This is a genomic window from Paenibacillus sp. MAH-35 (genome assembly GCF_058135425.1).
Map to the genome: position 1 here is coordinate 186,625 of NZ_JBYUPU010000005.1, position 25,747 is coordinate 212,371.

The 25,747-nt window shown below is 57.8% G+C and carries 19 protein-coding genes; 7 read left to right on the forward strand and 12 right to left on the reverse strand.

The genetic code is table 11. The features are described 5' to 3' along the window. Positions 1-67: 67 nt before the first annotated feature. Together AC3Y2E_RS07335 and AC3Y2E_RS07340 are read left to right on the forward strand one after the other, a co-directional pair. Positions 68-280: a hypothetical protein gene (locus tag AC3Y2E_RS07335; protein ID WP_190929407.1), complete on the forward strand. Its 213-nt coding sequence runs from the start codon at positions 68-70 to the stop codon at positions 278-280. Next, entirely contained in the window at positions 270-506 is a 237-nt protein-coding gene (locus tag AC3Y2E_RS07340; RefSeq protein ID WP_332070447.1) for a hypothetical protein, read from the forward strand. The genes AC3Y2E_RS07335 and AC3Y2E_RS07340 overlap by 11 nt, the downstream gene beginning before the upstream one ends. Before the next feature lie 160 nt (positions 507-666). Here the strand turns inward: AC3Y2E_RS07340 and AC3Y2E_RS07345 are convergent, their stop codons facing one another. From AC3Y2E_RS07345 to AC3Y2E_RS07375, 7 genes are all read right to left on the reverse strand, one after another. Further along, positions 667-945 (reverse strand): hypothetical protein, encoded by a 279-nt coding sequence (locus AC3Y2E_RS07345; RefSeq protein WP_379208686.1) that lies wholly within the window; start codon positions 943-945, stop codon positions 667-669. Positions 946-1,065: 120 nt separating this feature from the next. Next, entirely contained in the window at positions 1,066-3,072 is a 2,007-nt protein-coding gene (locus AC3Y2E_RS07350) for a glycosyl hydrolase family 28-related protein (protein ID WP_379208688.1), read from the reverse strand. Positions 3,073-3,226: 154 nt separating this feature from the next. Further along, complete coding sequence (locus AC3Y2E_RS07355) at positions 3,227-4,498, reverse strand: sialidase family protein (RefSeq protein WP_379208690.1); 1,272 nt, start codon at positions 4,496-4,498, stop codon at positions 3,227-3,229. A 51-nt stretch (positions 4,499-4,549) separates the two neighbouring features. Further along, a complete protein-coding gene (locus AC3Y2E_RS07360; RefSeq protein WP_379208693.1) occupies positions 4,550-5,869 on the reverse strand; it encodes an ABC transporter substrate-binding protein in 1,320 nt (439 codons plus the stop codon). Positions 5,870-6,365: 496 nt separating this feature from the next. After that, positions 6,366-8,033, reverse strand: coding sequence for a b(o/a)3-type cytochrome-c oxidase subunit 1 (locus tag AC3Y2E_RS07365; protein ID WP_379208935.1), 1,668 nt, complete (start codon positions 8,031-8,033; stop codon positions 6,366-6,368). Between the two features lie 81 nt (positions 8,034-8,114). After that, a complete protein-coding gene (locus AC3Y2E_RS07370; RefSeq protein WP_332070451.1) occupies positions 8,115-8,585 on the reverse strand; it encodes a cytochrome c oxidase subunit II in 471 nt (156 codons plus the stop codon). Positions 8,586-8,607: 22 nt separating this feature from the next. Next, positions 8,608-8,814, reverse strand: a complete 207-nt coding sequence (locus AC3Y2E_RS07375; RefSeq protein WP_379208696.1) for a cytochrome c oxidase subunit 2A — start codon at positions 8,812-8,814, stop codon at positions 8,608-8,610. A gap of 295 nt (positions 8,815-9,109) precedes the next feature. Between AC3Y2E_RS07375 and AC3Y2E_RS07380 the strand changes: the two genes are divergently transcribed. The 5 genes from AC3Y2E_RS07380 to AC3Y2E_RS07400 all read left to right on the forward strand — a co-directional run bounded on the left by AC3Y2E_RS07380 (position 9,110) and on the right by AC3Y2E_RS07400 (position 15,545). After that, a complete protein-coding gene (locus AC3Y2E_RS07380; protein WP_379208698.1) occupies positions 9,110-10,480 on the forward strand; it encodes a YheC/YheD family endospore coat-associated protein in 1,371 nt (456 codons plus the stop codon). 14 nt (positions 10,481-10,494) lie between these two features. Beyond that, positions 10,495-11,637, forward strand: coding sequence for a YheC/YheD family endospore coat-associated protein (locus AC3Y2E_RS07385; RefSeq protein WP_379208701.1), 1,143 nt, complete (start codon positions 10,495-10,497; stop codon positions 11,635-11,637). 124 nt (positions 11,638-11,761) lie between these two features. Beyond that, positions 11,762-13,132, forward strand: a complete 1,371-nt coding sequence (locus AC3Y2E_RS07390; RefSeq protein ID WP_379208703.1) for a YheC/YheD family endospore coat-associated protein — start codon at positions 11,762-11,764, stop codon at positions 13,130-13,132. Then, on the forward strand, positions 13,133-14,287 hold the full coding sequence (locus AC3Y2E_RS07395; RefSeq protein ID WP_379208705.1) for a YheC/YheD family endospore coat-associated protein: 1,155 nt from the start codon (positions 13,133-13,135) through the stop codon (positions 14,285-14,287). Between the two features lie 91 nt (positions 14,288-14,378). Beyond that, positions 14,379-15,545, forward strand: a complete 1,167-nt coding sequence (locus AC3Y2E_RS07400) for a YheC/YheD family endospore coat-associated protein (RefSeq protein ID WP_379208707.1) — start codon at positions 14,379-14,381, stop codon at positions 15,543-15,545. 197 nt (positions 15,546-15,742) lie between these two features. On the opposite strand, the gene AC3Y2E_RS07405 is transcribed toward AC3Y2E_RS07400, so the two are convergent. From AC3Y2E_RS07405 to AC3Y2E_RS07425, 5 genes are all read right to left on the reverse strand, one after another. Continuing rightward, positions 15,743-17,134 carry an ABC transporter permease gene (locus AC3Y2E_RS07405; RefSeq protein WP_379208709.1) on the reverse strand — a complete coding sequence of 464 codons (1,392 nt, stop codon included), beginning with the start codon at positions 17,132-17,134 and terminating at the stop codon, positions 15,743-15,745. Next, entirely contained in the window at positions 17,125-17,835 is a 711-nt protein-coding gene (locus AC3Y2E_RS07410; protein ID WP_379208711.1) for an ABC transporter ATP-binding protein, read from the reverse strand. The genes AC3Y2E_RS07405 and AC3Y2E_RS07410 overlap by 10 nt, the downstream gene beginning before the upstream one ends. Positions 17,836-17,865: 30 nt before the next feature. Continuing rightward, a complete protein-coding gene (locus AC3Y2E_RS07415) occupies positions 17,866-18,819 on the reverse strand; it encodes a D-alanyl-D-alanine carboxypeptidase (RefSeq protein ID WP_332070460.1) in 954 nt (317 codons plus the stop codon). 286 nt (positions 18,820-19,105) lie between these two features. Further along, entirely contained in the window at positions 19,106-20,707 is a 1,602-nt protein-coding gene (locus AC3Y2E_RS07420) for an amidohydrolase family protein (protein WP_379208713.1), read from the reverse strand. 492 nt (positions 20,708-21,199) lie between these two features. Continuing rightward, complete coding sequence (locus AC3Y2E_RS07425) at positions 21,200-25,744, reverse strand: X2-like carbohydrate binding domain-containing protein (RefSeq protein WP_379208715.1); 4,545 nt, start codon at positions 25,742-25,744, stop codon at positions 21,200-21,202. Between the last annotated feature and the right edge of the window lie 3 nt (positions 25,745-25,747).

Genomic DNA, 25,747 nt, shown 5'->3' on the forward strand with positions numbered 1-25,747 from the left:
CTTTATTCTGGAAATACATGATTAGATTGGAGGAACCCATACCATTCGGCAGGAGGATTGAACCGTCATGGACAACGTCGTGGTGGATCGCCAAAACTTAGAGATTGCGATTCAAACCGTGCTTCATCATTACCACAGCGAGCTGGAACTGGCGACCAAGACGAATAATTCGGCCTTAATCCAACAGATGGCCGGAGAAATTACACGGAGGGCGAAACAATTTCAAACCATAACGGAAGACACCATGATCGAAATGGAGGATGATGACGATGAGCTATAGAAGCGTATCGCCGCACTTGAAGTCAAGCTGCTATAACTGCCGTTACTTTCAGACGGGCGGCGATATGTTGAATGGCTTATGTTTCTATAAATCGACCGAGGGGAAAGCCGCCATCGGAATCGGAACATGCGGCCACTTTACGATGAAAGGCGGATCGGATCTTGCGTGGAGGGGCATCGCCCGCCGTCCGGGCGGCGATATGCGCCAAGCGACCGCAATGCGTTAGCCGCCATAAGCAGATACGACAAAGACGCTTCCATCTCCACGGCTTCCGTGGTTTTGAAAGCGTCTTTTTCCATGCCCGGGGACGGAGTCCCTTGCCGGTTCCCTTCCCGGATCGGCCCTTTCGCCTGCGAGGATTCAGGCTAATCTGCGAAAGGGCTTGTTTACTTTTTCGTGCCGAGCGCCCGGATCTTGCTGTCGACCCACAACTGACGCCGCCGGCGGCTATGATTCCGTACACGGGCGAGCTCGTGTTTCGTTTCTTCATCCACTCCTAAGATGCGGTGCAGATGCGCCGCCACGATCATCAGGGCAAATCCGATCCAGACGATGCCAAATACGGTCGGCAGCGTAAAACCTCCCCCGATATCGAGACGCGGAACGGCGTAGATCAACATCCCCAGCGCCAGGCTCATATAGATGACGCTCTTCCATTCTTTCATGGCAATCTCTCCTTGGGTTGTACTCCCTTCATTGTATGAGACAACCTTGCAAGGTATGACTGCCATCGCCCGGCGGGACCCGATGACGAAATTCGCTTGTGCCGGAATCACCGGGGAAGACTATTGCAGATCGGCCCGAATCTGCCCGGCGTTGTCGACGTACACTTTATACGTTTGGGTCCCGTCCGGCGTCGTCATCAGCAGACCGTCCGACACGTGGACGTTCGCCCAGCGCCTGGCCGGCTTTCCGAGGCTTGCTCCCTGATCCGTCTTCGGATGTACGCCGCCGGCGAATTCGCCGTCTCCGGCGGTTGGTGAAATTTTCAGCTTGGAGCCGCTCGTGTCGAGCAGATTGCCGATGAGTTCGATGTTACCGCCCGGAGTGACGGCCAGTGCCGACTGTCCGTTCGCATTTTGCAGCTTGATCCGCTGGTCCTTCGGCCCGCGAATTACAAAGTCCCGCTCGTCGGACAGCGGAAACGTCTCGAAGCTGTCAAACACGTAACGCGGCGCAAAAAAGCCGGTGTCGGTATAGCGGACGCCTGACAAACGTTTGAACTTCGGCGCTTTGTCAACGGATACGTGAAATTCGGTCGCCCAAAACTGCACGTTCTCCGTATGGCCGCATGGATAAGCGCCTCTGGCTCCGGCAGCGTTCCGGTACGGGGACGCGATCAGCCGGCCGCCGCCCAGCACGCCGTCCTGCCTTCGGGCAGACTCGAAATAACAGCCGATAAACTGAATGTCGTCCGAGTCGTGCAAATGCAGCAAAATATCCTCGAATCCGAGCACGGTGCAGGCGATAAATTTCAACCCTCGCAGGTTGCCGCTGGCTTCGATGTTTTTGGAGACGCCGAGTCCGATACTACCGTGCGGCGCCCCTCTTTTGGAAGTGTGCTCCAAACCGGCGATATAACAGTTCACGTAGGTCGTCCCGGCAAAACCCGAGCTGAACGGGGATAACCGCAGCCCGTCCCCGACATTCCCGAGCTCCTCGGGATTGCTCGCGATGCCGTGCAGGGTGAGCTTGTCGCCCGATACGCTGGTCGAGGTGTAGTTGAGGTAGCTGCCGGCCAGCCGCACCGTTCCTTGAACGGGAAACGGATTGCTTGCAGTCCACGGAATTTCGATCGAATATTGCCCCGCCGATCCGCCGAACGCTGTAACCCGGTACATATCGCCACCTCGCACACATACGCCGGTCATTCCCTGAAACAAACAATCGTAGAATCGGTTCCTTTCCGCTCCGGCTTTCTTGTACTCATTGCCGAGCGAGCCGGCCGCCTGAAGCTTCGCTGCTATCCGCCAATATCCGACGATCTGCACGTTGTGCATGAGAATATCCTGGGCATTGTCCAGAAATACCCCGACGTCCCATTCGTCGCCGAGCGCAGCCGTCAGCTTGTCGTTGTAGCCGCTGATGCCGTTAAAATTCGGGACGAGGCGCAAGTTTCGGATCGAAGCGAATTCGCAGCCTTTCGGCACATAGATCCCGACTGAAAACTTACGGGTCGTCGCCGGGAGATTACCCGCAGCATCGGCGTTGCGGAAATTGGTCAGCCCGTAGACGGAATCCGCATGATCCGGCAGCGTCTGCGGATTGTGCAGCACCCCTCCGGAAGGAAGCATATCGGTGGCGTAAGCAATCTCGTATGTTTTCGCCCCGGTGCCGAGAAAGCGCAGCTCCGTCGGAGCCGGCTGCTTCGGCCGGTCGGAAAAGACCAGGTCCCACGCGCTGACGCCCGCTCCCTCAAGCGAGACGCCCGTGTGCAGCTGCAAGGTGCCTGTCACGTTATAGATGCCCGGGGGCAGGAAGACGATCCCCCCGCCTTCGCCGGCACATGCCTCGATCGCCGACTGAATCGCGGCTGTATCGTCGTTCGTCCCGTCGCCCGCCGCGCCGAAATCCTTGACGTTTACGGCGCCGTATGTCGCTTGCTGTACCGAATACGTTGATTGCTCCACCGTCTGATTCGAAGCTGCGCTCGCTTGCAGCAAGCCGCCCGCCGCGACAGTTATACCCGCAGCGCCCATGGAGAGCAGAAGCTCCCTGCGGCTGACACGTTTGCCCGTTCCCTCGGGTTCTGTTCGAACAGGCTGCCGCTCACTGCCGGACTCGTTCTTCATCGCTCAACGCCTCCTTGGATCTTGTCCTGGTCCTATAGCCGGCTTCCGGCGATTCAGGCGTACGCTTCTTGTCGGGAACTGCTGACGAACGCTCTGCATGAGCCTAGGAATCGCCGGAACCCCTTCTGAACGCACCGTACCAAATGCGGCATGCCTAGTAAACAAGCTTCCTGAAATGGCGAATCCGATGAAACGAGATAAAGTTCCCGTTATGAGCCGTAACCGCCCGCTCGTCGCCGGAGCGGCTCAGCACAACCAGATCGTCCCCGTCGACGGCCATGCTCGCGTAATGCCGGGCCTGCTTCGGGTGATCCGTTTTCGCGACCAGTCCGGCAAAGCACCAGTCGATGCAGTTTCTGGAGAAGTGCAGCTGCAGCCGGTGCCGCTCGTTATACGGCAGGTCGAAGCGCTCCGGCGGAAGCAGCTCCGCCCGCGTCATGCTGTCCGTCGTCTGGGTGCTGAGCAGCCAGTACAGCCGGGTCGTCTCATCGTATAGGATATGAAACTTCATCTGGCCGCCGGGACACGGTACGAAGGCGATCGTCTTTCCGGAAGGAACGGTCTCCAGCATCGTCGCGATCGTCCCGTCCTCCTGCTCCACCGCTTTGGCCACATTCGCGAAGCCGGTCCCTCCCGTATGCGCTCTCATCCAGAGATGGAACGTGCGCCCTTGCGGATCATGAAAATAATGGTTCGGATCGGTAAACTGCACGACATTCGTCTCCAGCCAGCCGATCCGGACGGCCGGCCGCCCCGGGGCGATGCGCGCCACGGTGCCCGGTTCGACCTTGTAGAACGGAACGCCGAAGCCGTTCAGCGCGTACTCGTCGATCGCGTCGCGAAAGCCCAGCTCGGAAGCGAACGTCCAGCTTGACCGGAGAGTCAGGTCGCTGCCGGCGCTCGCCCGCATCAGAACGGGGGCAAGCACGCTGACCCCCCAGCCTTTGTAGGCCGGATCGGTCATTTTTTCCATAACGAGATACACATTGCTTTTGGCATAATGAACGTTCGCCGGTGCCTGGTGCCACTTCTCGCCATCCGTAAGCCGGACGGGGGCACTCCACGTCTCGCCCCGGTCGTTCGAGCGAATGATCGTCAAATCGTTGCAGTGGCCCAAAACATATAACGCGTCCCCCGCGACGAACGGTCTTCCGTGAATAAACGGAAAGTCGGTCCGAAACGTCCATGTGCGGCCTTGATCGTCGGAAGTAAACACTTTGCCCTGCCACGGCCGGCCTGGCTCAAGCTCGCCCTTGCTGCCCGGCAATGCCGCTACGCCCGGGCCGCCCAGATCGAGCGTGGCGACAAGACGGCCGCCCGGCAGCACCGCGAGTCCGGGACTGTATGCGAACACGGTGCCCGGATCGGGCGACTCGTATACCTTTACCATTTCTGGCGCGAGCTCTTCGACTTTCCAATCGGACATTTACCTTCATCCTTTCCCGCCGCTATCCAACCTGATCCGGCAGTCGTTTTTTTATTTTTTGTTTTCGGCGATCATTTTCGTTATTTCCTCGTCCATCTCCCGCAGTGCCGTATTCAAATCTTTGGCTCCGGTCAATATATCCTTGTTGTACTTGTTCATGATCGTGCGGGCCTTGCTGTCGTAAGGGGTTGGAATATGCGATCGGGCCGGGGTCGTCTTGTAGATGGCTTTCACGTTTTTCCCTTGCAGAAACGCTACGTCTTGGCCGAACGCCTCCTGTACATTTTTGGCTTTTACTATCGGCATCTTGCCGTTGCGCGCCATCAGCAGCTGATTTTCTTCGGACAGCAGCACTTCGACCACCTTGTAAGCGGCATCCTTTTTGTCGCTGATCGAAGTGACGACGATGCCGTGTCCGTCGAACTCATGCCCCGTATTCGGCGCTTCCTTCAGGCTCGGATAAGCAACCATATCCCAGTTCAGCTTATCCGCCACCTTGGAGATCGCCGGGAGTATATTCAGACCGGCCAGCATCGCAAGATTGCCTTTCGTAAATTCGCCGAAGTTGTTCGGATTGACGAACTTTTCTTTATAACCGGGGATCTCGTATATTGTGTTGTACATTTGGAAGATTTGCTTCCACTTCTCATTCGTCACCGTCGATACATGCTTCTCGCCGTCGATGATCGGTTGGCCGATCGCGGAAGCGGTGCGGAACGGCAGATCGGGATCGAATCCGCGATATACGACGCCGCCCTCGGTGCGGGTCAATTTGCGCGTCAGCTCGATCGTCTCTTCCCAGGTCATGCCGTCCTTCGGGTAAGGAACGCCGAACCGGTCGAACAAATCTTTGTTGTAATAAAGCGCGTTGAAATGTCTGGTGAAAGGAACGCCCGATAAGTATTGGCCGCCGCTCGCGATCTTGAACGAATCGAGCGCCACCTGTTCGATCCGGTTCAGGTCGATCTGATGCTTCTTCAGCATCGGCTCCATATTGTCGGCGAGCTTGGCTGCGATCACATCGTCGAACAGCAGGTTCGCCTCGAACAACAGATCGAATTTCTCGCCTTTTGCAAGCAGCAGCTCGTAACGGTCAACCGAATATTTCTGGCGGATCAGTTCCAGCGTAATGTTGGGGTATTTTTTTTTGACCGGTCCCTCGACATACAACTGATACTCTTCGTCCGTAATCAGACCGGTGTCGACGATCTTCAAGGTAACCGGCTTCGTCGTATCGAAGCCGTCGGCCGGTGTCATGTTCGTCCCCCCGTTTGCCTGTTCCTCTCCGCTCTTCCCGTTAGTCCCGCCGCATCCGACGGCCGATAGGACGGCGAGCGCGGCCAATGTTCCGGTAATCCATCTTTTTGACATAGTAGACTCCCCCTGCATTCAAAATGGTAAAGCGTCGTCTGCCGGCTCCGTACACGCCGGTAACCAACCGTCTGTCGATGGCGTTCAACGCGACTTCCCGGCTCCGGCAACCTGCGCATGATTGCCGAATGTGTACCGCTTTCATTTGTTCTTTAATACGGAACGACGTTTCCTATGACTAGTATAACGCTTACCCTGTACCGCTTCATTGCAATTCTTAAGGTTGACCTCCCACTTTTTAACACCAAATGTTTAGGATGAGTGCGAGTTCAAAAAGTCCGGTTTTCAGCACCGAGAAGATGGGATGAAGCTAGGAAATGAGGAGCGGAGCGTAGTGGCAGCTTTTGTGAGCACCGGAAGTTCCGGCTGAATTCCATATTCGATGTCGAGTAGGCTTTCGGATCTCCTTCGTGATCAAAAGTGGACTTTTTGAACAACCTCTTTAACAAAAAAAGCTTTGCCGCAACATACCGGCAAAGCCTCTGCTTTCTTATCACTACCACATCTCAAATCCCGGCGACCCGGGTACGCCGCTGTTGATCATTCCAACCAGCGGAATCGTATAAGCGAAGACGATCAGCACGATGCAGACGCCAATCCAGACGCTCCACCGTTCCAGCAAAGCCGGAGTAGGCTCCGCCGATTCGGCGACTTCCCCGATCGGGTATTCCTCGTGGCCTTTCGGCGCCCGGAGCATGCCGATGATGCAGCCGATCATGATCAGGACGGCCAGGAACAGCAGCACGCCCGATACCGCCATCGCGACATGATACGGCATCCACGATAATGCGTCCGGATGATCGCCGTAAGTCGTGTAAGCCGTTCGTCGCGGAGAGCCGAACAACCCGACCGTATGCATGGCGCCGGACATGAAGAACATGCCGACACACCACAAAATCGTCTGCACGATCCCCCACTTGTTCATGCGCGGCGTCAGCGTGCGTCCGGTCACGACCGGAACGAGCCAATACGTAATGCCGAAGAAAGTCAGCGCGACGCTGGTCGCCACCGTCAGATGGAAGTGCCCGGTTACCCACAGCGTATTGTGCACGACCGCATTCATCTGATTGCTTGCATTGATGATGCCGCCCGCTCCCGCCGGAATGAAGACGAGCATGCCCATAAACGGAGCGAAAAACCGGACATCCTTCCACGGCAGCTCCTTAAACCAGCCGAACAAGCCTTTTCCCCCTTTGGACCGCCCGTAGAGCTCGAACGAAGCGAACAGCGAAAAAGCGGTCATCAGCGAAGGAACGATAACCATAAACGTCAGGACGACCTGGAAATATTTCCAGAACGGGCTGATGCCCGGCTCCATCAACTGATGGTGAAAGCCTACCGGAATCGAAAATACGATGAACAGCATAAAGGACAGTCTGGCCAGAGCGTCGCTGAATATTTTGCCGCCGATCACTTTCGGGATGATCACATACCAGCAAATATACGCCGGAAGCAGCCAAAAATAAACGAGCGGATGGCCGAAATACCAGAACAACGTCCGGCTCAGCAGCACATTGATCGTCTCGACCCAGCCGAACGACCAAGGGATCAGCTGCAGCAGCACTTCCGCCGCGACTCCGATCGTCGCGATCTGCCACAAAATCATCGTCGCGACCGCCATGAAGGAAAACAGCGGCGACAGTTTGCCTTTGTGCGTTTTCTTCCAGTAGCGGTAGTTGTAAAACATCCCGAACCCGCTGACCCAGCTGCCGACTACGATGAGGGCGAGCGCGATATAGAAAAACGGGGAAGCTTTCAGCGGCGCGTAAAACGTATACAATACGCTCGCCTTGTTAAGCAGGATGACGACCGTGCCGATGACGGTGCCGATCGCCATCAGGACGAAGCCGATCCATCCCATCCGCAGCGAAGTCGGGAGCAGCTTGCCCCCCAGCGTCTTGGACATGCCCGAATACAGGAAACCGATAATGAAAAAGGTGGTGAAAATTAACGCCATCAATACGCCGTGCGCCGTCAGCAGCTGGTAATACCCGATGCCGGCCGGCAACTCGATCAGTCCGCCGCGGACGAGCCCCTGCAGCACACCTGCGATACCGCCGAGCAGAAGAGCCGTGAAAGCGAATAAGAGATGCGCCAGAACGAGCGCCCCGTCCTGACGGTCGAAGCGTTCCGCCTTCTCGCCGCCCTTCCCGCGCGTTGTCATCGGCTCCGCAGCCAAAGCCGCCTGCGTGTCTGTTGCCATATTCATACGATCGCCATCCTTTCCGGACCAGGCCGGATCTGTTTATTTCACGACCAGCGTCGTTTTCATCATTTCATGGCCGATTCCGCAATACTCGTTGCACAGAATCAGATATTCTCCCGGTTTTTTGAACGTATGCGTCGTATGGTTCACCTCGCCGGGCAGCACCATCATATTGACGTTCGTCCCCGGAATCTCAAAGCCGTGAATGACGTCCGGGCTCGTAATCGTGAAATGCACCGTCGCCCCTGCCGGAACTTCCAGCGTACCCGGCGCATAACCGTAAGCGAATGCGGTCATGATCGCCTCATATTCGTTGTCGCCTACTTTCTTTAATACAGGCTTGTCGAAAGGCGCCGTCTCGTTCACCATCGTCGGGTCTATCGAATGATGATGGCTGCTTGGCGGTGCCATCCCCATCGAAAACGTCATCACGCCCAATACGAGCAAAAAAACGACCAGCATGGAAAACCCGAACGTCAGCCAAATTTTTTCCAAACGGTGCATGTGCATGCCAATTCCCTCTTTCCCCCCGTTAATTCCGAGCCAAGTACAACACGAACACGGCCAGCCACGTTACAGCGATAAATCCGCCGAGCAGCATTACCGCCGCGAACGTTCCTTTTAATGACGGTTCCGACTTCGAGTGCCGGTCCTGCTGCGGCTGTGAAGCTTGCGAAGCCGATTGCGGTGCCTGAACGGCTTGCCGGTTATGATCCTCGTGAGCAGTCGATTCCCCCATATCCGAACGCCTCCTCTCCTACCGCTTATAAGGCCTGTTGTTGCCCGCTTTACTCTGCTATTGTAGCGGCCCGGAGGAAGTCCGCACTGTGACCAGCATCACTCGCAGCCGCCCAGAGCCGTGAACAATTTGTTACGGCTTGCCGCGATGTGCAAACTCCGCAAACTTTCCACAAGCCCAGCCGGGGCGAAACGCCGTCCACCCATTCACCAAGGGATATATGTCCTCATATGATGAGAGTAGTCTATGGAAGCAAATCAAATCCGCAAGACGGCTCTTCTAAAGGAGACACACCATGACCAGTACGAAAATGACAATCCATGTGCAAAACATGGGCGGTATGCTTCAGGATCACACGATCGTTCTCGGGGATCGCGCAGTCCGTCAATCCAAAATTCCGACTAGCGGAACCGTCACGCTTAAGTTCGGCGCTTCCAAGCAGCAGGTGAAGGTCGTCTCCGCCTCTCATCTCGACGGCCTGCGCATCGGCGAGCCGCTGGCCCGCAGGCTGGGCGTTCACCATGGAGCCCATGTCGGCGTTTCGTATAGGGCGAGCAGCAGAACGTTGTCGCTTGGTCCGCTGATCGGCGTCATGATGAGCCGGGTATACAGCGGTACTCCGGATCGTCCGTTCGGAACGAACACGGGGTTTTGCAAGGAACTGGTGGATGCGTGCCATACGTACGGCGCTCTCGTTTACTTTTTTACTCCAGGCGATATCTCTTCCGGACAGCAGTCTCTGGAGGGCTGGACCTATTACGGCAGATGGCGCAAATCCAGCTTTCCGATCCCGGACGTCGTGTACAACCGGTTGACGACGCGCAAGCTGGAAAATATGCCGAGCGTGCAGCATTTTATGAAAGAAGTCAAATCCCGTTACGGAAATTACGTGTTCAACGAAACGTACTTGGACAAAACCGACGTCTTCGACGCGCTGAAGCAGGATTCGTCGCTGACCCGGTATTTGCCGGAATCCCATTTGTTCAAAAACTACCAGATGCTCAAATCGATGACGGCCCGCCATCCGATCGTCTTCCTCAAGCCGATTACCGGCAGTCTCGGCAAAGGCATCATCCGGATCAGCCGGCTTGCCGGCCAGTCTTACATGTGCCAGTCTACGAGCTTGAACGGCACGGTCCGGCAGTCCTTCCCGAGCATCGACGCCCTGTTCTCCTCCTTATCCGGCAAGCTGAAGCAGCGCCGCTACCAGATCCAGCAAGGACTTCACCTGATCGAAACGGGAGGAAGACCAGTCGACTTCCGCGCACTCGTGCAGCGGGGACCGCAAGGCGTGTGGGGAGTCACCTCCGTGGTCGCCCGGATCGCCGGCAGCAATCATTTCGTCTCCAATCTGGCCCGAGGCGGGACGCTCAGCCGGGTGAAGGAAGCTTTGCAAAAGACGAATCTGAGCGCCGCCCAGCAGCGCGCCGTTAACACTCATCTGCGCAAAGCCGCCCTTGATATCGCCAAAGGAATCGAATCGCACATCAAGGGACATTTCGGGGAGCTCGGCGTAGACCTGGCCGTGGATTCCCACGGCAAAGTATGGCTGCTCGAAGTGAACTCCAAGCCGTCGAAAAATGACGGAACGCCGCTCTCCGAAGGCGCCATTCGGCCGTCCGTCAAGATGACGGTCCAATACGCCCGTTATTTGGCAGGATTTTAGCGAAGGTGATAGCGATGAAAGCAACGACAGCGACGCGAATATCCGGCAATACGGTCGGCATTATGGTTTGTCCTTCGGCGGGCGATCCGCCGTTTTCCGAAAAGCAGTATTACCGCCGACTCTCATTGCTCGGTCAGAAACTGGGGCTGGCCGTTTTTGTTTTTTTCCCCCACCGGATCGACTGGGAGCGCAGACGCGTGCTCGGTTACCGCTACAACGCTTCGGGAAGCCGCTGGGAGAAGCGTCTATACCCGCTCCCGGAGACGGTATACGACCGCTGCTTTTACTCGGACGCGAAGCTGTACGCCGAATTCCGGGAGCCGATCCGCCGCCTGATGCAGACGCCCGGCACGCGGTTTCTCGGCTACGGCCTGAAGGGCAAGTGGAGCGTTCATCAGATGATGATCCGCGACGAGGCGCTCTCGCCCTACATCCCCGAGACGGAGCTGCTGCAGAGCCCCGCCGATATCGAGCGGTGGCTGGAGGAGAAGGGGGAGCTGTTTCTGAAGCCGCACGGGGGCAGCCAGGGCAAAGGGGTGCTGCGCGTGACCCGGGAGGAGAACGGTTATGCCGTGAACGGACGCAGCCACCGCAACGAAGCGGTGCGCTCGGGTTTCCGCTCCAAGCGCCGGTTGCTGGATTGGATCGCCGCTTTTACCGGAGGACGCAAATATTTGATCCAGCCATACTTGATCCTGACGACGACAGAGGGAGAAGCGTTCGACATCCGGGCGCTCGTGCAGAAAAACCGTACCGGCCGCTGGGAACTGACCGGCATCGCGGTCCGCCGGGGAGCGCCGGGGAGCGTTACCTCCAACCTGCACGGCGGCGGCCATGCCGAGGAGGCATTGCCTTTCCTGCGTCAGCAATACGGCCGGCCGGCCGCCGAGACGATCGAGTCGTCCGTCCGCGAGCTGGCGCTGCGCATCCCCTACGTGCTCGAGCAGTATCACGGCCGTCTCGTGGAGCTCGGCGTCGATATTGGCGTCGACACCGCCGGGCACGTCTGGATTCTGGAAGCCAATTCGAAGCCGGGCCGGTCCTCCTTCGCCGTATTAACCGACAAGAAGGTGAGACTCGACTCGATCCGCAATCCGATCCTGTACGCCAAATTTCTGATCGATAATCCCGGCAAACGTCATGATCCGTCCCTATAACGCCATCCGGTAATGACTCGCTGCATATAGAAGCTTATGAACCGGCAGCTTCTGTTTACCTGGTGCGACCATTGTCGGTATATGGCCACCCAAGCTTCTCGCAACCTTTTAGGAGGGTAACTTCATGAGTTTGACAACGTGTACAATCCATTTTGCGGCGCGAACCGACAAGACCGTGTACGTCAGCTCCGCCCTGATGAAGTCGCTGCAGCTGACGGGAACGAAGCCGGTAACGCTCAAGGTGGGAAGCAAGTCTCTGCTTGCGCCGATCAAAATCGTCAAAAAGACCGGGAACCATCTGTATTTGCCGGTTGCGGTCAAAAACGCGCTCCTCGTGCCGCGAAGTGGAACTTGCATGGCCGTTTCGCACGGGGGGCGGGATATTCAGATCGGACCGCTGGTCGGCATCCTGACGAACGCATCGAGCGCCAGCGTCGTGCAGCCGTTTGGCTCCCGTTCCCCGCTGCTTAAGCAATACATCGGCCCCGGCAGCCAGAAATCGTTTTTTTTCGCTTTTACGCCATCCGGGGTCAACTGGGCCTCCGAAACCGTCACCGCCTACTTCCCGTCCGGCGACGGCTGGGTCCGCAAGACGGTCCCGCTGCCCGACGTCGTCTACAACCGGCTGTCCAGCCGCAAGGCCGAAAAATCGCTTTCGATCGAAAACTTCAAGGAGCGGTTCGTCCGGAGGGGGACGCCGATCTTCAACTGGAGCTTCTTCGATAAATGGGACGTGTACAACTTGCTGGAGGGCGACAAGGAAGCGTTCAAGCATGTGCCGGAATCACACCTGAACCCGACGCCCGAACGGGTCAAGGAAATGCTGGAGAAGCACCGGTTCGTCTATTTGAAGCCGACTGGCGGCAGCCTCGGCATCGGCATTTACCGGCTGACGTATCATCCGAAGCGCGGCTATTTCGCCCGGTTCCGCCGCAGCGGCAAAAATGTGCTGTACCGGTTCGCCCAGTTTGGCGGCCTGATGAACCTGCTGAACTCGCGGAGCGGCAGAATGCGCAATTATGTCGTCCAGCAAGGCATCCGCTTGATCGAGATCGACAGCTGCCCGATCGATTTCCGCTTCCACCTTCATAAAAACGGTCAAAATGAATGGGTAGTCGCCGGAATCGGCGCCAAAAAGGCCGGGAAAGGGAGTGTGACGACCCACGTCAAAAACGGCGGGCAAATTATGACGCCCGAGCAGGTGCTGGACCGCGTATTCGGCAGCAAAGCCGATACGATTCTGCAAAACGCCAAGCAGACAGCCATCAAGCTGGCCGAAGCGATCGAGAAAAACAGCCGCCACTTGCTCGGCGAGCTCGGATTCGATATCGGGATCGATCAGAGCGAGCGCATCTGGATGTTCGAGGCGAACTCCAAGCCGGGGCGTTCCATCTTCAAGCACCCTTCCTTGAAGTCGCAGGGCAAGACGTCTCTCGGTCTCATTTTTGAGCATAGCTTGTATTTGGGCAGGTTTCGGGCTAGGAGGGAAGCTTAAGTGGAATCTTCTGCACAGCACCATCGCCCTCTAATCGGCATTTTGACGATGGACGATCCGGCGGAAATGTTTCGGGGCAACCGGAACAACTTCATCGACATTATCCGGACCGGCTCGGAGCTCGGAGTGTCGGTATGCGTCGTGACCGTCAAAGATTTAAAGCTGAAGCACCGGAAGATGATCGGATACGTATTCGATTCGGCGAAAGGAACGTGGTCCCCGCAAACGATCGGGTTGCCCCATGTTCTGTATAACCGGATTCCGCTTCGCCAGGACGAAGCGCTGCCCGAGGTACAGCAGACGCTCCAGGCCTGTGTCCGGCATCCGCACATCCGGATGTTCAATCCTGCTTTTTTTAACAAATGGTCGTTGTTCGAATGGCTGAGCAAAGGAAAAACAACGGCGAAATATATTCCGACCACCCGAAAAGTAACGACGCTCCAGGAGTTCGACAGTTTGTTTAAGCTTCACTCCTCGGTTTACTTAAAGCCGATCGGCGGCAAGGCGGGCAAAGGCATTATGAAGGCGGATCGCATGAGCGACCGCCTGGGCCGGAAGCTGGAATACTGCTTGAGCGTACAAGATACAAAAGGCAGTGTCGTATACAAATATCCGAAGATGTCGCAGCTGTGGGCGAAAATGAAAGAGGAGATCGGACAGGAGGAATACATCGCGCAGCGCGGCATCTCCCTGGCCCGCCATAAGAAGCGGCCGTTCGATCTTCGCCTTCTCGTTCAAAAAAATGCGAAAGGTCAATGGGATGTGACGGGGGTCGGCGCCCGCCTCGCCGGCAAGCTGAGCATCACGACGCACGTGCCGCGCGGCGGCTCGATCGACGACCCGGAGAAGCTGCTCGCCTCCACGTTCGGCATCGACGGAGCCAAAAAAATTATTCAGCGGACGCGCAGAGCGGCGCTGGCGATCGCGCGTCAGGTCGAGAAAAAGTCAGGACATATGCTAGGCGAAATGTCGATGGATATGGGGGTTGACATCCACGGCGGGATCTGGTTTTTCGAAGCCAACTCGAAGCCGATGAAGTTCGACGAACCCCATATCCGCAAAAAATCGCTGGAGAGGATCGTTCATTATTCCTTGTTTCTCATCCGGGCCAAGTCGAGCGCAGGCGGGGGTTACCCCGCCGCCCATTCCAATTAAATCGGACACTGCTTTACGGTGAGCGGACAACCGGCACGCAGAAACGGCGGTTAGGTCCGCTTCCGTACATTCGCAAAGTGGGTGAACCTTCTTGTCAGAACCGTCACTCGGCATTATGACGTTATATTTGAGCGATCGGGCGAATCTGGAAGAGCGAAGCTACTTCCGCAAGCTGATCGTACAGGCCAAAAAGCTGGGCATCCGGGCTTTCGTCTTTACCCCGCAGGATGTGGATTCGAAGCAGCACCGCATCTATGCCCACCATTTCGAACCGGCGGCCGGCAAGTGGACGCGCAGCTGGACCTCGTTTCCCCAGCTGATTTACGACCGGTGCCGGTACCAGCCGACGGAGCGGTTCCGCCAGTTCCGCCGCTTCCGGGCTACTTACAGCCAGCTTATTTATTTGAACCGCCCCATCTTGAACAAGTGGGGAATGCACCAATTTTTGGCCAAATCCAGCCGAATCCGTCCGCATCTGCCGGCCACGAAGCAATATGCCGATCATCGCGACTTGACCGAATTCATACGCAACCACCGGCATATTTACCTGAAACCGATTAACGGAACAGGGGGACGGGGAATTCTCCGGATATCCCGTCAGCCGAACGGCCAGTTCTACGTGCAGGGCCGGGACCAGAACCGCCGCATCGTGGCGCCTAAGCTGCTTACCGAGAAGCAGCTGCCCGGCCAGCTGGCTTCCTGGAACGTAGCCGGCCGCTACTTGATCCAGCAAGGCATCCAAAGCCGGCTGCCGGACGGCCGCGTCCATGATTTCCGGCTGCTGATCCAAAAAAACGGCAGCGGGGAATGGGAAGTAACCGGCTGTGCCGGGCGGATCGGTCCGCGCAAAAGCATTACCTCCAACTTGCACGGCGGAGGCCAGGCCATCTCGATGACGGAGCTGCTGGGCCGGAGGATGCATTCGGAGGAAAAGATCGAGTCGATCCGCAGCAGCGTCTACGAGCTCGGCGAGGAAATCGCCAAATCGGTGGAAGGCCATTTCGGCCGGCTGTGCGAGCTTGGCATCGATATCGCTATCGATCCAAGCGGCCATCCGTGGGTACTCGAGCTCAATCCGAAGCCGGCGCGCGAGGTGTTCGCCCGGATCGGGGAAAAGGAAACGTACGAGAAAGCGATCTCCCGTCCGCTCGAGTTTGCGCTGTGGCTGCATAAGCAGGACACGGCTTCGTCCGCTTCGATGCGGAGAAAGCGGCGGCGTTCTTCCGCCCGCTCCGGTCCGGTTCCAGGACGCAAATAAATCCGTCAGGCGCTGCCGCGACTGCAATAAAGACGGGGCTGTCCCCCTATTTAAACGAAAGGACCTCCAATTCCACTGCAACACGTGGAGGCTGAGGTCCTTGTTTCTTGAGGAACATCGGTTACATCGGTTCGGAGCGGGTTCGAAAAAATCGCAAAGCGACTTTGGAGACAGTCCCGTTCCGGCACGCCGGCGTTTTAAATATCGCGCCGCAGCGCCTTCAGCACATCGACCCGCGTCGCCCGGACAGCGGGGCGGACGCCGGACAGAATGGCGACGAGCAGGCTGATCGCGACGCAGATCAGCGTCAGCGCCGGAGGAATGTCGGAGAAGCGCAGACCTTCCGGCGGATTGCTGTCCAGCAGGCCGCGGACGATCTGGGGCAGCGCCAGATTGACGGCAAAGCTGACGGCGTAAGCAACCGCCGTCCCGATCGCCGCTCCCATAATTCCGATATAGGCGCTTTCGATCAAAAACACGCTTTTGATCGTCCTCGGATGGGCGCCGATCGCTTTCATTACGCCGATATCCGGCGTACGTTCGGTGACGGCCATCGTCATCGTGTTGTAGATGCCGATCGAAGCGATCAATACGGCGATCGTGCCGACGAGGATGAGGCCGATTTTCATAATGAGGAACACCGCGTTGATCTGATCGAGCTGATCGACGATCGAATACGTCGCATAGCTTGCCGTCTTGAGCCGCTCGACGATCGATTTGACGTTCTCCGCACGGTCCGCATATACGTAGACTTCGTTGTATATCCGGGGTTGTCCGAGCGATTCGGGAGCTGGGTCCTCGGGATTTTTCGACGTCATGGCGCCGTATGCGGTCTGCGTGAACGATTCGATCTGCTTCATGACCTGTTCGTGGATGTAGACGTAACGGTCCTGGAGCCATTCCCGGGAGGGCGCTTTGCCGATCCCGACGATCGTGACCGGAACCGCGAAACTTTTCGTTTCCTCGCCGAACCGCTGCACCACCTGTACATTCATCGTTTTCCCGATTAACGACTTCGCCTTGTCGGATACGGTTTTCTCGCCTTTGCCCGCAGCCGGCTCTTCCGCATCCGCGTTATCTTGCCGCTGCTCCTCCATCTGCTTCCGTTCCTCGGGAGTCAGCATCGATTCCGCAAAGTTGAAGCCGATGACAATCTCGAAGTCCTGCTGCGGCATCCGCCCTTCCGCCAGCTCGAAGCCGGCCTTCGCCTCGGACGGCATATCGACGACGACCGCCTGTCCGCGACCTTGAAGCTCGCCGATCCGGAATTCCGCCGACTGCTGGACCCCATATCGTCTCGTCACCGCCTTGACATGGTCCTGCGATTCCATAAACCCGATCTCGTTATCGCCGATCTGGCGGAACGATTTCTCGGATTCCTTCACGCCGTGCACCATAATTTGCGTCAGCAGTCTGCCCTCCGTTATATCCGCGACGACCGACTTTTGCAGGCCGAAGCCGACGGAAGCGAGCACGATCAGGAAGGAGCAGCCGATCGCCGTCGCGAGCACGGTCATAAATACCCTCGACCGGTTTTTCTTCATATTTTGCCGGACAAACCGGAACCTGTCCTTCCACTTCACAGCCATCCTCCTCCCGTCGCCTGCAGCGGCGCTCTTTCGAGCCGGCCGTCGCGAATCGTCAAGGTGCGGTGTCCGATCGAAGCCACCTGGTCATCGTGCGTAATGATCAGAAACGTCTTGCCTTCGTCCCGGTTCAATTCGCGGATCAGCTCCAGCAGCGACCGTTCGTTGTCCGAATCCAGACTGCCGGTAGGCTCATCTGCGAGCAGGATCGGAGGATTCGCGATCAGCGCCCGCGCGATGCCGACCCGCTGCTGCTGACCGCCTGACAGCTCGCCCGGATAATGGGTGCCAAACGACTCGAGTCCGACGCGTTCCAGCATCGCCTTCGTCTTCCGTCTACGATCCTTCTCGCTCGCCCCCTTCAGAATAAGCGGCAGCTCCACATTCTCGTAAGCGGTCATGCTTGGAATCAGTTGAAAGCTCTGGAATACAAATCCGAATTGGGCAAGCCGGAAATCCGCCCATTGCCCTTCGCTAAGCCGCGTCACCTCTTGTCCGGCGATCCGGATCTCACCGGTCGTGGGGCGGATATAACCGCTGATCAGGTTGAGCAGCGTCGATTTGCCCGAGCCGCTTCGGCCGACGATCGTCACAATCTCCCCTTCTCCTACCCGCATATCGATTTGATGAAGGACCGGAACGATACGCTCGCTGCCTCTTTTGCCGATGCGGAACTGATGGCTTACGCCGTTCACTTCGATCATAGCTCTGCCTCTCCTCCTGTTGCTTTCTCTTTATTTGGCCGGCCGGCTTGCTTTCTCCAGTCCTTGCTGGAGCAGCTTCCTCGCGTCCGGGTACACGTCTTTGTTCGTCGATTGCAGCACGACTACGATCACCTGTTTCCCGTCCCTGGAAGCGGAGGACACGAGACAATACCCCGCCTGGTCGGTAAACCCGGTTTTGATGCCGGTAGCTTCTTTCAAATAATTGGCTCCCCCGGGCTGAAGCAGCAGATTCGTATTCGTCAGTTGCAACTTCGCGGACGGATTCGCGGACGTCTGCACCGCAGCCGTATAGCTGGCCGGCTGAACCGCCTGCCGGAACAGCTTGTTGTTCATCGCTTCTTTGGCGATCAGCGCCAAATCTTGCGCCGTGGAATAATGTTTGCGGTCGTGCAGGCCGGTAGCGTTGACGAAGTTCGAATGAGTGGCGCCCGCTTTCTTGGCCCGCTTGTTCATCAGCTTGACGAATTCAAGCTGCGCTTCGCGGATGCCCAGCTTCGGATTGCCTGCCGCTTTCCGGCCGATGTACACCGCAACCGATCGCGCCGCGTCGTTGCCGGACGGCAGCAGCGCCGCCTCCACCAGATCAAACAGCTTCAGCCGCTGGCCCGGTCGAAGCCCTGCCCGGCTCTCCTCCGGGTCTTCGGGAGCGACCTCCTCCCCGACCGTGACCAGCTCATCGGGCTTGCCCAGCTCCAGAGCGAGCAGACCGGTTAAGATTTTCGTCGTGCTTGCCGGATACGCCTGTTCCCGCTCGTTTTTGGAATAGAGTGTCTTGCCGTTTGCCGCATCTATGACAAGGGCATGGCTGGCCTGAATGCCATCCGAAGCGAGGATCGCTCCGCCGCCGCCGATCGTGCGGTCCATCCATCGTTTAGCCTTGGACATGTATTCCTCGCCGAACGTGTTGCCGGCTACCAGAATTAGCAGTGCGATGCCGAGCGCGGCAACCGTTAAACGTTTCATTCTTCAGCTCCCTCTCCGCTTTGATCGTTACCCAGTGTAACGGACAATGTTTAATCGAAAACGAAGAAAGGTTTAAATATTCCTTAACTTTCTCTTCAGATCGTTATGGGAAGGGGTGGTCACCCATTTGCCACTCCTGCCGCTCTAATTGAAGTCGTACGTTAACGTTTTTTCGAACTCGAACATTCTGATCATTTAACCGCAAAAAAACCGCCAGGGAGCATTTCCCTGACGGTCTGGTGTGCATACGGCCGACGCGGCGGTATGGACGTACTTTAGCTATAAGCTACACGAGGCAGCGGTCCCACAAACGTTTCATATTGCCGCCGAACAGCGCTTTTTTGTCCTCGATCGGCAAGTCGGCATACGCCAGCCAGCCGACCTGTGGCCGGGGGTCGCGCATCGGGGAATCGGTTCCGAACAGTACCTTGTCCGCGCCGGTCTCGCGAACCAAGTATTCGATCGCGCCAAGCGTAACGGACGTGTACGTGAGCTGGAGATAGACGTTTTTGTGCGCCTTCGCCGTTTTCGCGTATAGCTCGGCAATCTCAAAGCTCCTCGCCCCGTGATCCATAAAGATCGCTACCTCCGGATAACGACTCGCCAATTCCTCGATCTGTCCGACGTACTCCCCGTCGCTTTGGCCCGCCGGATCGACGAGGGCGTACAGCTTGCGTTCATTGCCCAGTTTCCACCAAGGCGCGAATACCGGGTCGGTGTAAGGAATATGCGTCAAGTAAAAGTACGGCTTCATTCCTTTGAACCGTTTCTCGAGATGCCATCTCCGCGCCTCCGCTTCGACGTCCTCCACATAGTTCGGATCGATCACGGCATACCCCTCGACCTCCTCGGGATATTTGCTTCTGGCCAACTCGGCGATCCGGTTGCCCGCCTCCGAATCTCCGCCGTTGATACCGGCCCACGGAGCGATCGACATTTTCCGGATGCCGATCTGGCGGTACAGCGCGATCATCGCGTCGATGTCCCCTTGCAGCATCGGAAAACCGCTGCCCGTACCGCCTCCGTCTTCGATCAGATGGGTATGGGAGTCGTACACCGGGATGGTGATCGGCAGTCCCCTGCAAGCGTTCGACGTGACTTCGTCCTGCTCCGGCAGCGCAGCTTCGGGAGGAGCCGCGCCGAGCAGCTTCGCCAGATTGCCGCCTGCGATAAGCCGCTTCGCCTCTTCCGGAATCCGTGCGTAATCGATCAGCGCACGCGCCGCACCTGGGCTTTTGAACGGCATACCGCTGCCAAAAAGCAGCCGCTCGGCGCCGAATCGCTCGTAGGCGGTCTCGATAATTGCATTGCTTTGCAATGCCGAGAACTCGATCCGTACGTTCGGATGTTCATCGAGCATCGGGAACAGCCGGCGTTCCTGGCTCCAGCTCATCCCCTGCAGCACGACGGCCAGATCGGGATGGCTGCCGGCAATGCCGGCAACAGCAGATAAAGAGACTTCCGCCGCATCAACCAGCAGCGGAATCCGCTCCTGCTCCAGCATACCGAGCAGCTTGCCGACCGTCCTCCGGTCCGGATCGTAGTGGTGGCTCTTCGGAAACAGCTTGACGGCGCGCATCCCGCTCTGCCGCAGCTCCTCCAGAAATGCCGCGGGCGCCGGAAAGTCGCCCAAGTGGTCGGGCATCGCCGCCAGACAGCCGAACAGCCGCGGACTTTTGGCAAGTTCTTCCGGGAGCAGCCGGTTGCCGTATACCGGCGAATGCGATTTGGCCATCCCGTGGTAGACGAGCGCCCCGGCAATTCCGCACCGCTCCATCTCCGCCAGCATATCTTCCGTGCGCCACATTTGCAGCCGATGCTTGTAGCCGATTTTTCCGACATTGGCATTACAATCGAAATAGTGCAATTGCTGCTGTTCTCCAGTCATCGTTTTCTCCGCCTTCCGATGGGTTGGTCCGGTTATTCCGGGTATTTGATGGTTATCGCTTATCCTGTATGGGTTATCTCGGAACATTCATTTCAATACATGTAAAGAGGCTTTCAGGGCCGCTGTTCCCGCCGTATGGGCCGTGAGCCGCTCTTCCTCCATGCAGTCCACATGCGGTTCCTGACTACACGGTCTCCCCGTGCGCTTGTGCCCTGTTCCGGAAATAAAACTTCCGCTAACGCAGCCTGATACGCCTAACCCTGTACTTACCGGAAATTTCGTTTCCGCTATTTCAGCAAAATCGCGCCTAAACGTTGATTTTCAGCGAAATAGAGGAAACGTTTCTTCCGGTATTCGGGTCCGAACGACTCATTTCGCAGATTAGCGGAAGTTAATCTTCCGGTAATCGAGAAGCTCCATCTGCCACTGCGAACCACACACCCGATAAGGCTCCTAACGCTAAATGCTCGCATCCCTGTCGCCCTACACCGCTCAGCTTCCCCACTTTGCCAGGATGACTCCGGCATCCGCGCCGATCGCCGCAAGAGCGGCCTCTGTCAGAAGCCCTTGCTGGAGCACCGACGGAGCGGCGATATACGCCAGCATATCCCGCATGTAGTCGGCTGCCGTCGCCTGCTGGCCTTGCCCGGCCAACAGCCCGATTATATTCAGCCGGTACAGGAGCTGGCCGGATAACACGGCCGACATCCGTCCCGAGGACGCTTCTCCCTCGATCCGTCCGCGCAACTCCCCCAAGAGAAGCGCCGCCGATTCCCAGGTTGCCGTCAGCGGAATTCGGAAAGCCGCGCCTTCCGCGATATCGTACGCATACCCCGCAGCCATATCCGCATCGTTCGCATATTGGCGGATCAGCGTTTTGTCGCCGATCGAAAGCGCATAGTCGCCTCCTGCACGCTCCTGCACCGACTTGATCTCATACGCGGCGTTCCGCGTTCCGTCGTTCTCTACATAGATATGCGCCCGCTCCGGAAGCACGCCCGGCGACAAAGGTGCGTCTGCCGTGACGACGATCTCATTCTCCAAAACAAGCTGCTTCGTAAATCCGGCAATGCTGCCTTCCACAGCGGCCAGGGAAGTGGCGATCAGCGATTGACCGTTAGCCTGCAATACGGTTCCGTCATGCAAATAGCCGTATTCCGGCTGGCCGCCGCGCTCCGAGACTACCCCGAAAAATCCCTGGAACGTCAGCTTGTCGTCGACTGTGTAGACGATGTCCGGGTTCAGAGCGTTCACGATATAGTCGGTTCGGCCGTCGGCAAGCACCACCTTGATCGCAGCGGCCTCTGAGCCGGTGACGACAGCCGCGCCCGCCTTTACCTGAACCGGACTTATCGATTGGATGTACCGGCTGCCTCGGTAAGGCTCGATAACGGAGGCGAACAAGGAGTCCAGGTTTTGTCCGGCGCGTCTGGCAAGGACGTAACGCAAGCTCTCAGGATTACCCGGCTTGTTCTGCGGCGGGATGCCGTCCGCCAGTGCAACCTCGTCAAACACGCCCATCATCGTCAACCGAAGACGCACATCGGTCGGCGCTCCCATCCCTAACCCGTATACGTTCCATGTATCTTCGACGCCCCAGTCGACGCTGAACGCGTTCGCCGGCGAATCGTCCCGCTCGACCCGCTTCAAGTAGTGGAAGCCGCTGCCCATATACCCGGTGCCTTCCACGCTGTCCACCCGCTGGCCGTACTCGATGTTCGGTCCCGCATAGGTGCCGGTCGGCTGGGCCGTCAGATTCAATCCTTCTGTCGTAACGCCGCCTTCCGCCCCGTGAAAGCTGAAATGATGCTCGCTGCCGCCCTTCACCCGGAACAGATCGACGATGTACGAGTTCGCGTCATCCACCCGGATCGTCGCCGTTGTCCGCCGGTACGTCTCCGTCTGCGGATAAACATCGTCTGCTTCCACATCGATCAGCTTGACACGCTCCCCATCGTCGAAATGAAGCGGCGTCGACACCCATTGGGGCTGCTGCTGCGAGCGGTCCACGACGACCGTATTATGGCTCACCGTATTGCGGACGAAATGGAACCGGTGCATATCCCGGCTGTCCGTAAATTCCGGGTACCCGAGATCCGGCGACAAATCCAGCCCGAAAGCGTGCAGACCGATATTCAGCGCATCCCGGTGTCCGTGGTAAATCGTCCGCCCGTAATACATCCACAAATCGCGCAGCGTCTCTTCCGATGCCGTGCCGTCGCGAAGCGCCGTAAAGCCGTAGCCGGTCAAATTCGCGCTCTCCTGCTTTAGCGGTCCGTGCGCGGCGATAACGGAACCGATCTGTGCGGCGACGCCTTCCGGATCGGACGAGAAAATGTCCCCGTGAATGCCGGCGGTGCTGTTGCCGTTGAGGAAATAAGCCATCTGGGCGAATCCGGGATCGCCGAACGTCTGGAACGCTTTGACGTAATGGTCGAGACTGAGCCATACGGCCGGATTGCCCGTCCTGCCCGAATCGCCGATCGTCGGCATATAGTTGTCGCTTAAGACAAGCGGGGATAAACCGCTGAACAGTGTTTTCAATTTCAAATTTCCGTACAAATCCGCCCCCGGGTATAGATCGTAGCCCTGCAAAATATCCGCCGTCGTGCGGAACTGGTTCAGCCAGTACGAGTTGTATTCCGGAGAAGCTTCGTCCGGATGACCGTCCCGGTCAACCCGGTTCACGAGCGAAGGAAGCACGTTGCCGCCCGTGACGCGGGCCGGATTGTACAGCGCACCACCCGCCTGGAACGTAAAGTCCAGCCATTCCTTCGTCTGCGGCAGCGTATCGTACACGACCGCCGCCATCGCCAGCGCGCTCTGGTGCATGCCGGTATTGCCGAGAATATCGCCGTTTCGGACCGCCGGGTACACTTGGCTGACGATCCGGTCCTCAATATTGCGCGAGATCGCCGCGCCGTTTATTTTCGGATTGTCCAGTCCGAGCTCGCCCGCCTTTTGATGCAAAAACGCAATCAGCAAACCATCCTCGCGTTCCGGGAAAAACGCGTCGTAAGCGCTCAGCAGCTCCTTGATCAAAAACGTTTCCCAGATCGCCCCTACCGCCTTGCCTTTGCCTTCCGCCCCGTTATGGAGATAAGGCGCTTTGTAGACGGACGTATCGAGCTCCGGGTATACGTCGGCGATCCGGTCGAGCATCACGAGGCCGGCCCGCGCGTATTTCGCGTCTCCCGTATACAAGTAAGCGTCTCTCATCGATTTCAGCGCATCGACGAGAAAGGCGTTTCTCTCCCCGTACCAGACGAACCGGTGAACGTAATAGGCGATGAACGGATACCGGTTGCCGCTGCTGTCCACCCAGCCGAAGCCGTCGTCGACGCCCCAGCCGGGTCCCTTCTCCGGATACAGCGTATTCACAAGCAGGCTGCGGTCGGCAAGCTCCGGCCGGAATATCCCTTTGCCGTCCAGACCGCTCTCGTAGTAGGCCCCGAAATCGTTCGTCGGGAATTTGTAGCCGCTGCTCGGATCGACGATCTTCCAAGGCTCGTTGATCGGATCTCCCTGATACGGATAAGCGCCGAACTGGTCAATGTCGCGTCCGGTAACGGGACTGCCCATCGTCTCGTTAACGGCATAGCTGCGCGGGAGCGTCTGCGGCGGGACCGCCTTCCAGAAAAAGTCGTAGCCATCCTGCGCAAAACCGTCCGACTGGAAGTACGCCTCCGCTCGCGTCACCGCGGCATTGCGCAACTGACTTGCCCAGCCGTAAGCCAGCACGTTGCTTCGGGCCGCTTGCACTTTGGCAGGCGTATAGATCGTGCTGCGCGTTTTGCTGCTTGTGATTTCCTTGATGTCGATCGTAATCGACGAAGCCGCGCCGCCTACGAAATCAAAATGGACGATGTAGGTTTGCGGCGATAAAGAGTTCAAGTACGGCTCCCGAAACGTCACATCTAAGCCGGACACCGTATACGCCTCTCCCTCCGGAAGCGGCGAGCCTCCGATGCGCAGCCCGCCCATCGTGCCTGCATAAGCGGACACCGTGACGGTTAAAGGCTGCGGAGCGGACGCTTGCTTGTAATACATCAGCGACGGTACACTCAAGCCGGTCGAATCGGTAACGTTCAGCTCCACTTGACGTTCCTCCCCTTCATCGAACACAAACGTCAAAACGGCGGTTCCAGTCGGCTGCCCGGCCAAATATTCCTTCTTCAGGACGATCTCGCCCGTTGTCGCTGTGTAATCTCCTCCCGGCTGCAAAACGTAGCCGCCATTGCGGATCTGCAGCAAGCTGTTGCCGTTCGCCGTCACCCAGAGCGGAATATCTTGCTGCCGTGCCGCGTTTTTATCGAACTGGGCGGCGGTCGGCTCGACGACAGAGTTGCGGATCACCCGGGTCAAGGAAACGTCGTCGTACCAGATTGTCCCGGCTCCGCCCCTCATATGTACGGCCACGTGGGCGTACTGGGCGCCAGCCGGAGCGGTTTCCTGCATCGCCGCCCGCGACCAGCCGGCTGCGGAGCGGTCCACATCGAGAACTTTCTGCGATAGAAACCCTGCGGCGTTCGGAGCCGAATACCAGGCCAGCAGGATGAAGGCGCGTCCGGTTACATTTTGCGGCTTGAAGTAGCTGCCGAATTCGTACAGCTTGCCCGCTTGAACCGGAATGTACGACTGGGAGAAGAAGGCGATCTCCGTGGTTCCTTGCGTGATCAGCTTGGCCGACCGCGAGCCGGTATGGCTGACCGCCGCGTCCCATTCCCACGTGCCGGCCGCGCCGCGCGACCAATCGTCCGGCGCGGCGGCGCCGATTTCGAAGCTTGCATTTTTCACCAGATTAACCGGCTCCGCTGCTGCCACAAATCCGTTAACCGCCAGGATCTCCAATACCATGCACACGACCAGCAATGCCGCGATCGCCGTCCGTGTAACCGCAGCCCGGCTCCGGCCCGGTCGCCTTGATTCGCGCCGTATCCCGCTGACCTCGTCGCGTCCCCACCATATGCCGATTTCGTGCAGCCTGCGGAGAACGCCTTTCCGATATTCGCTGTTTCGATCCTTCCGATCCGCCAAGAA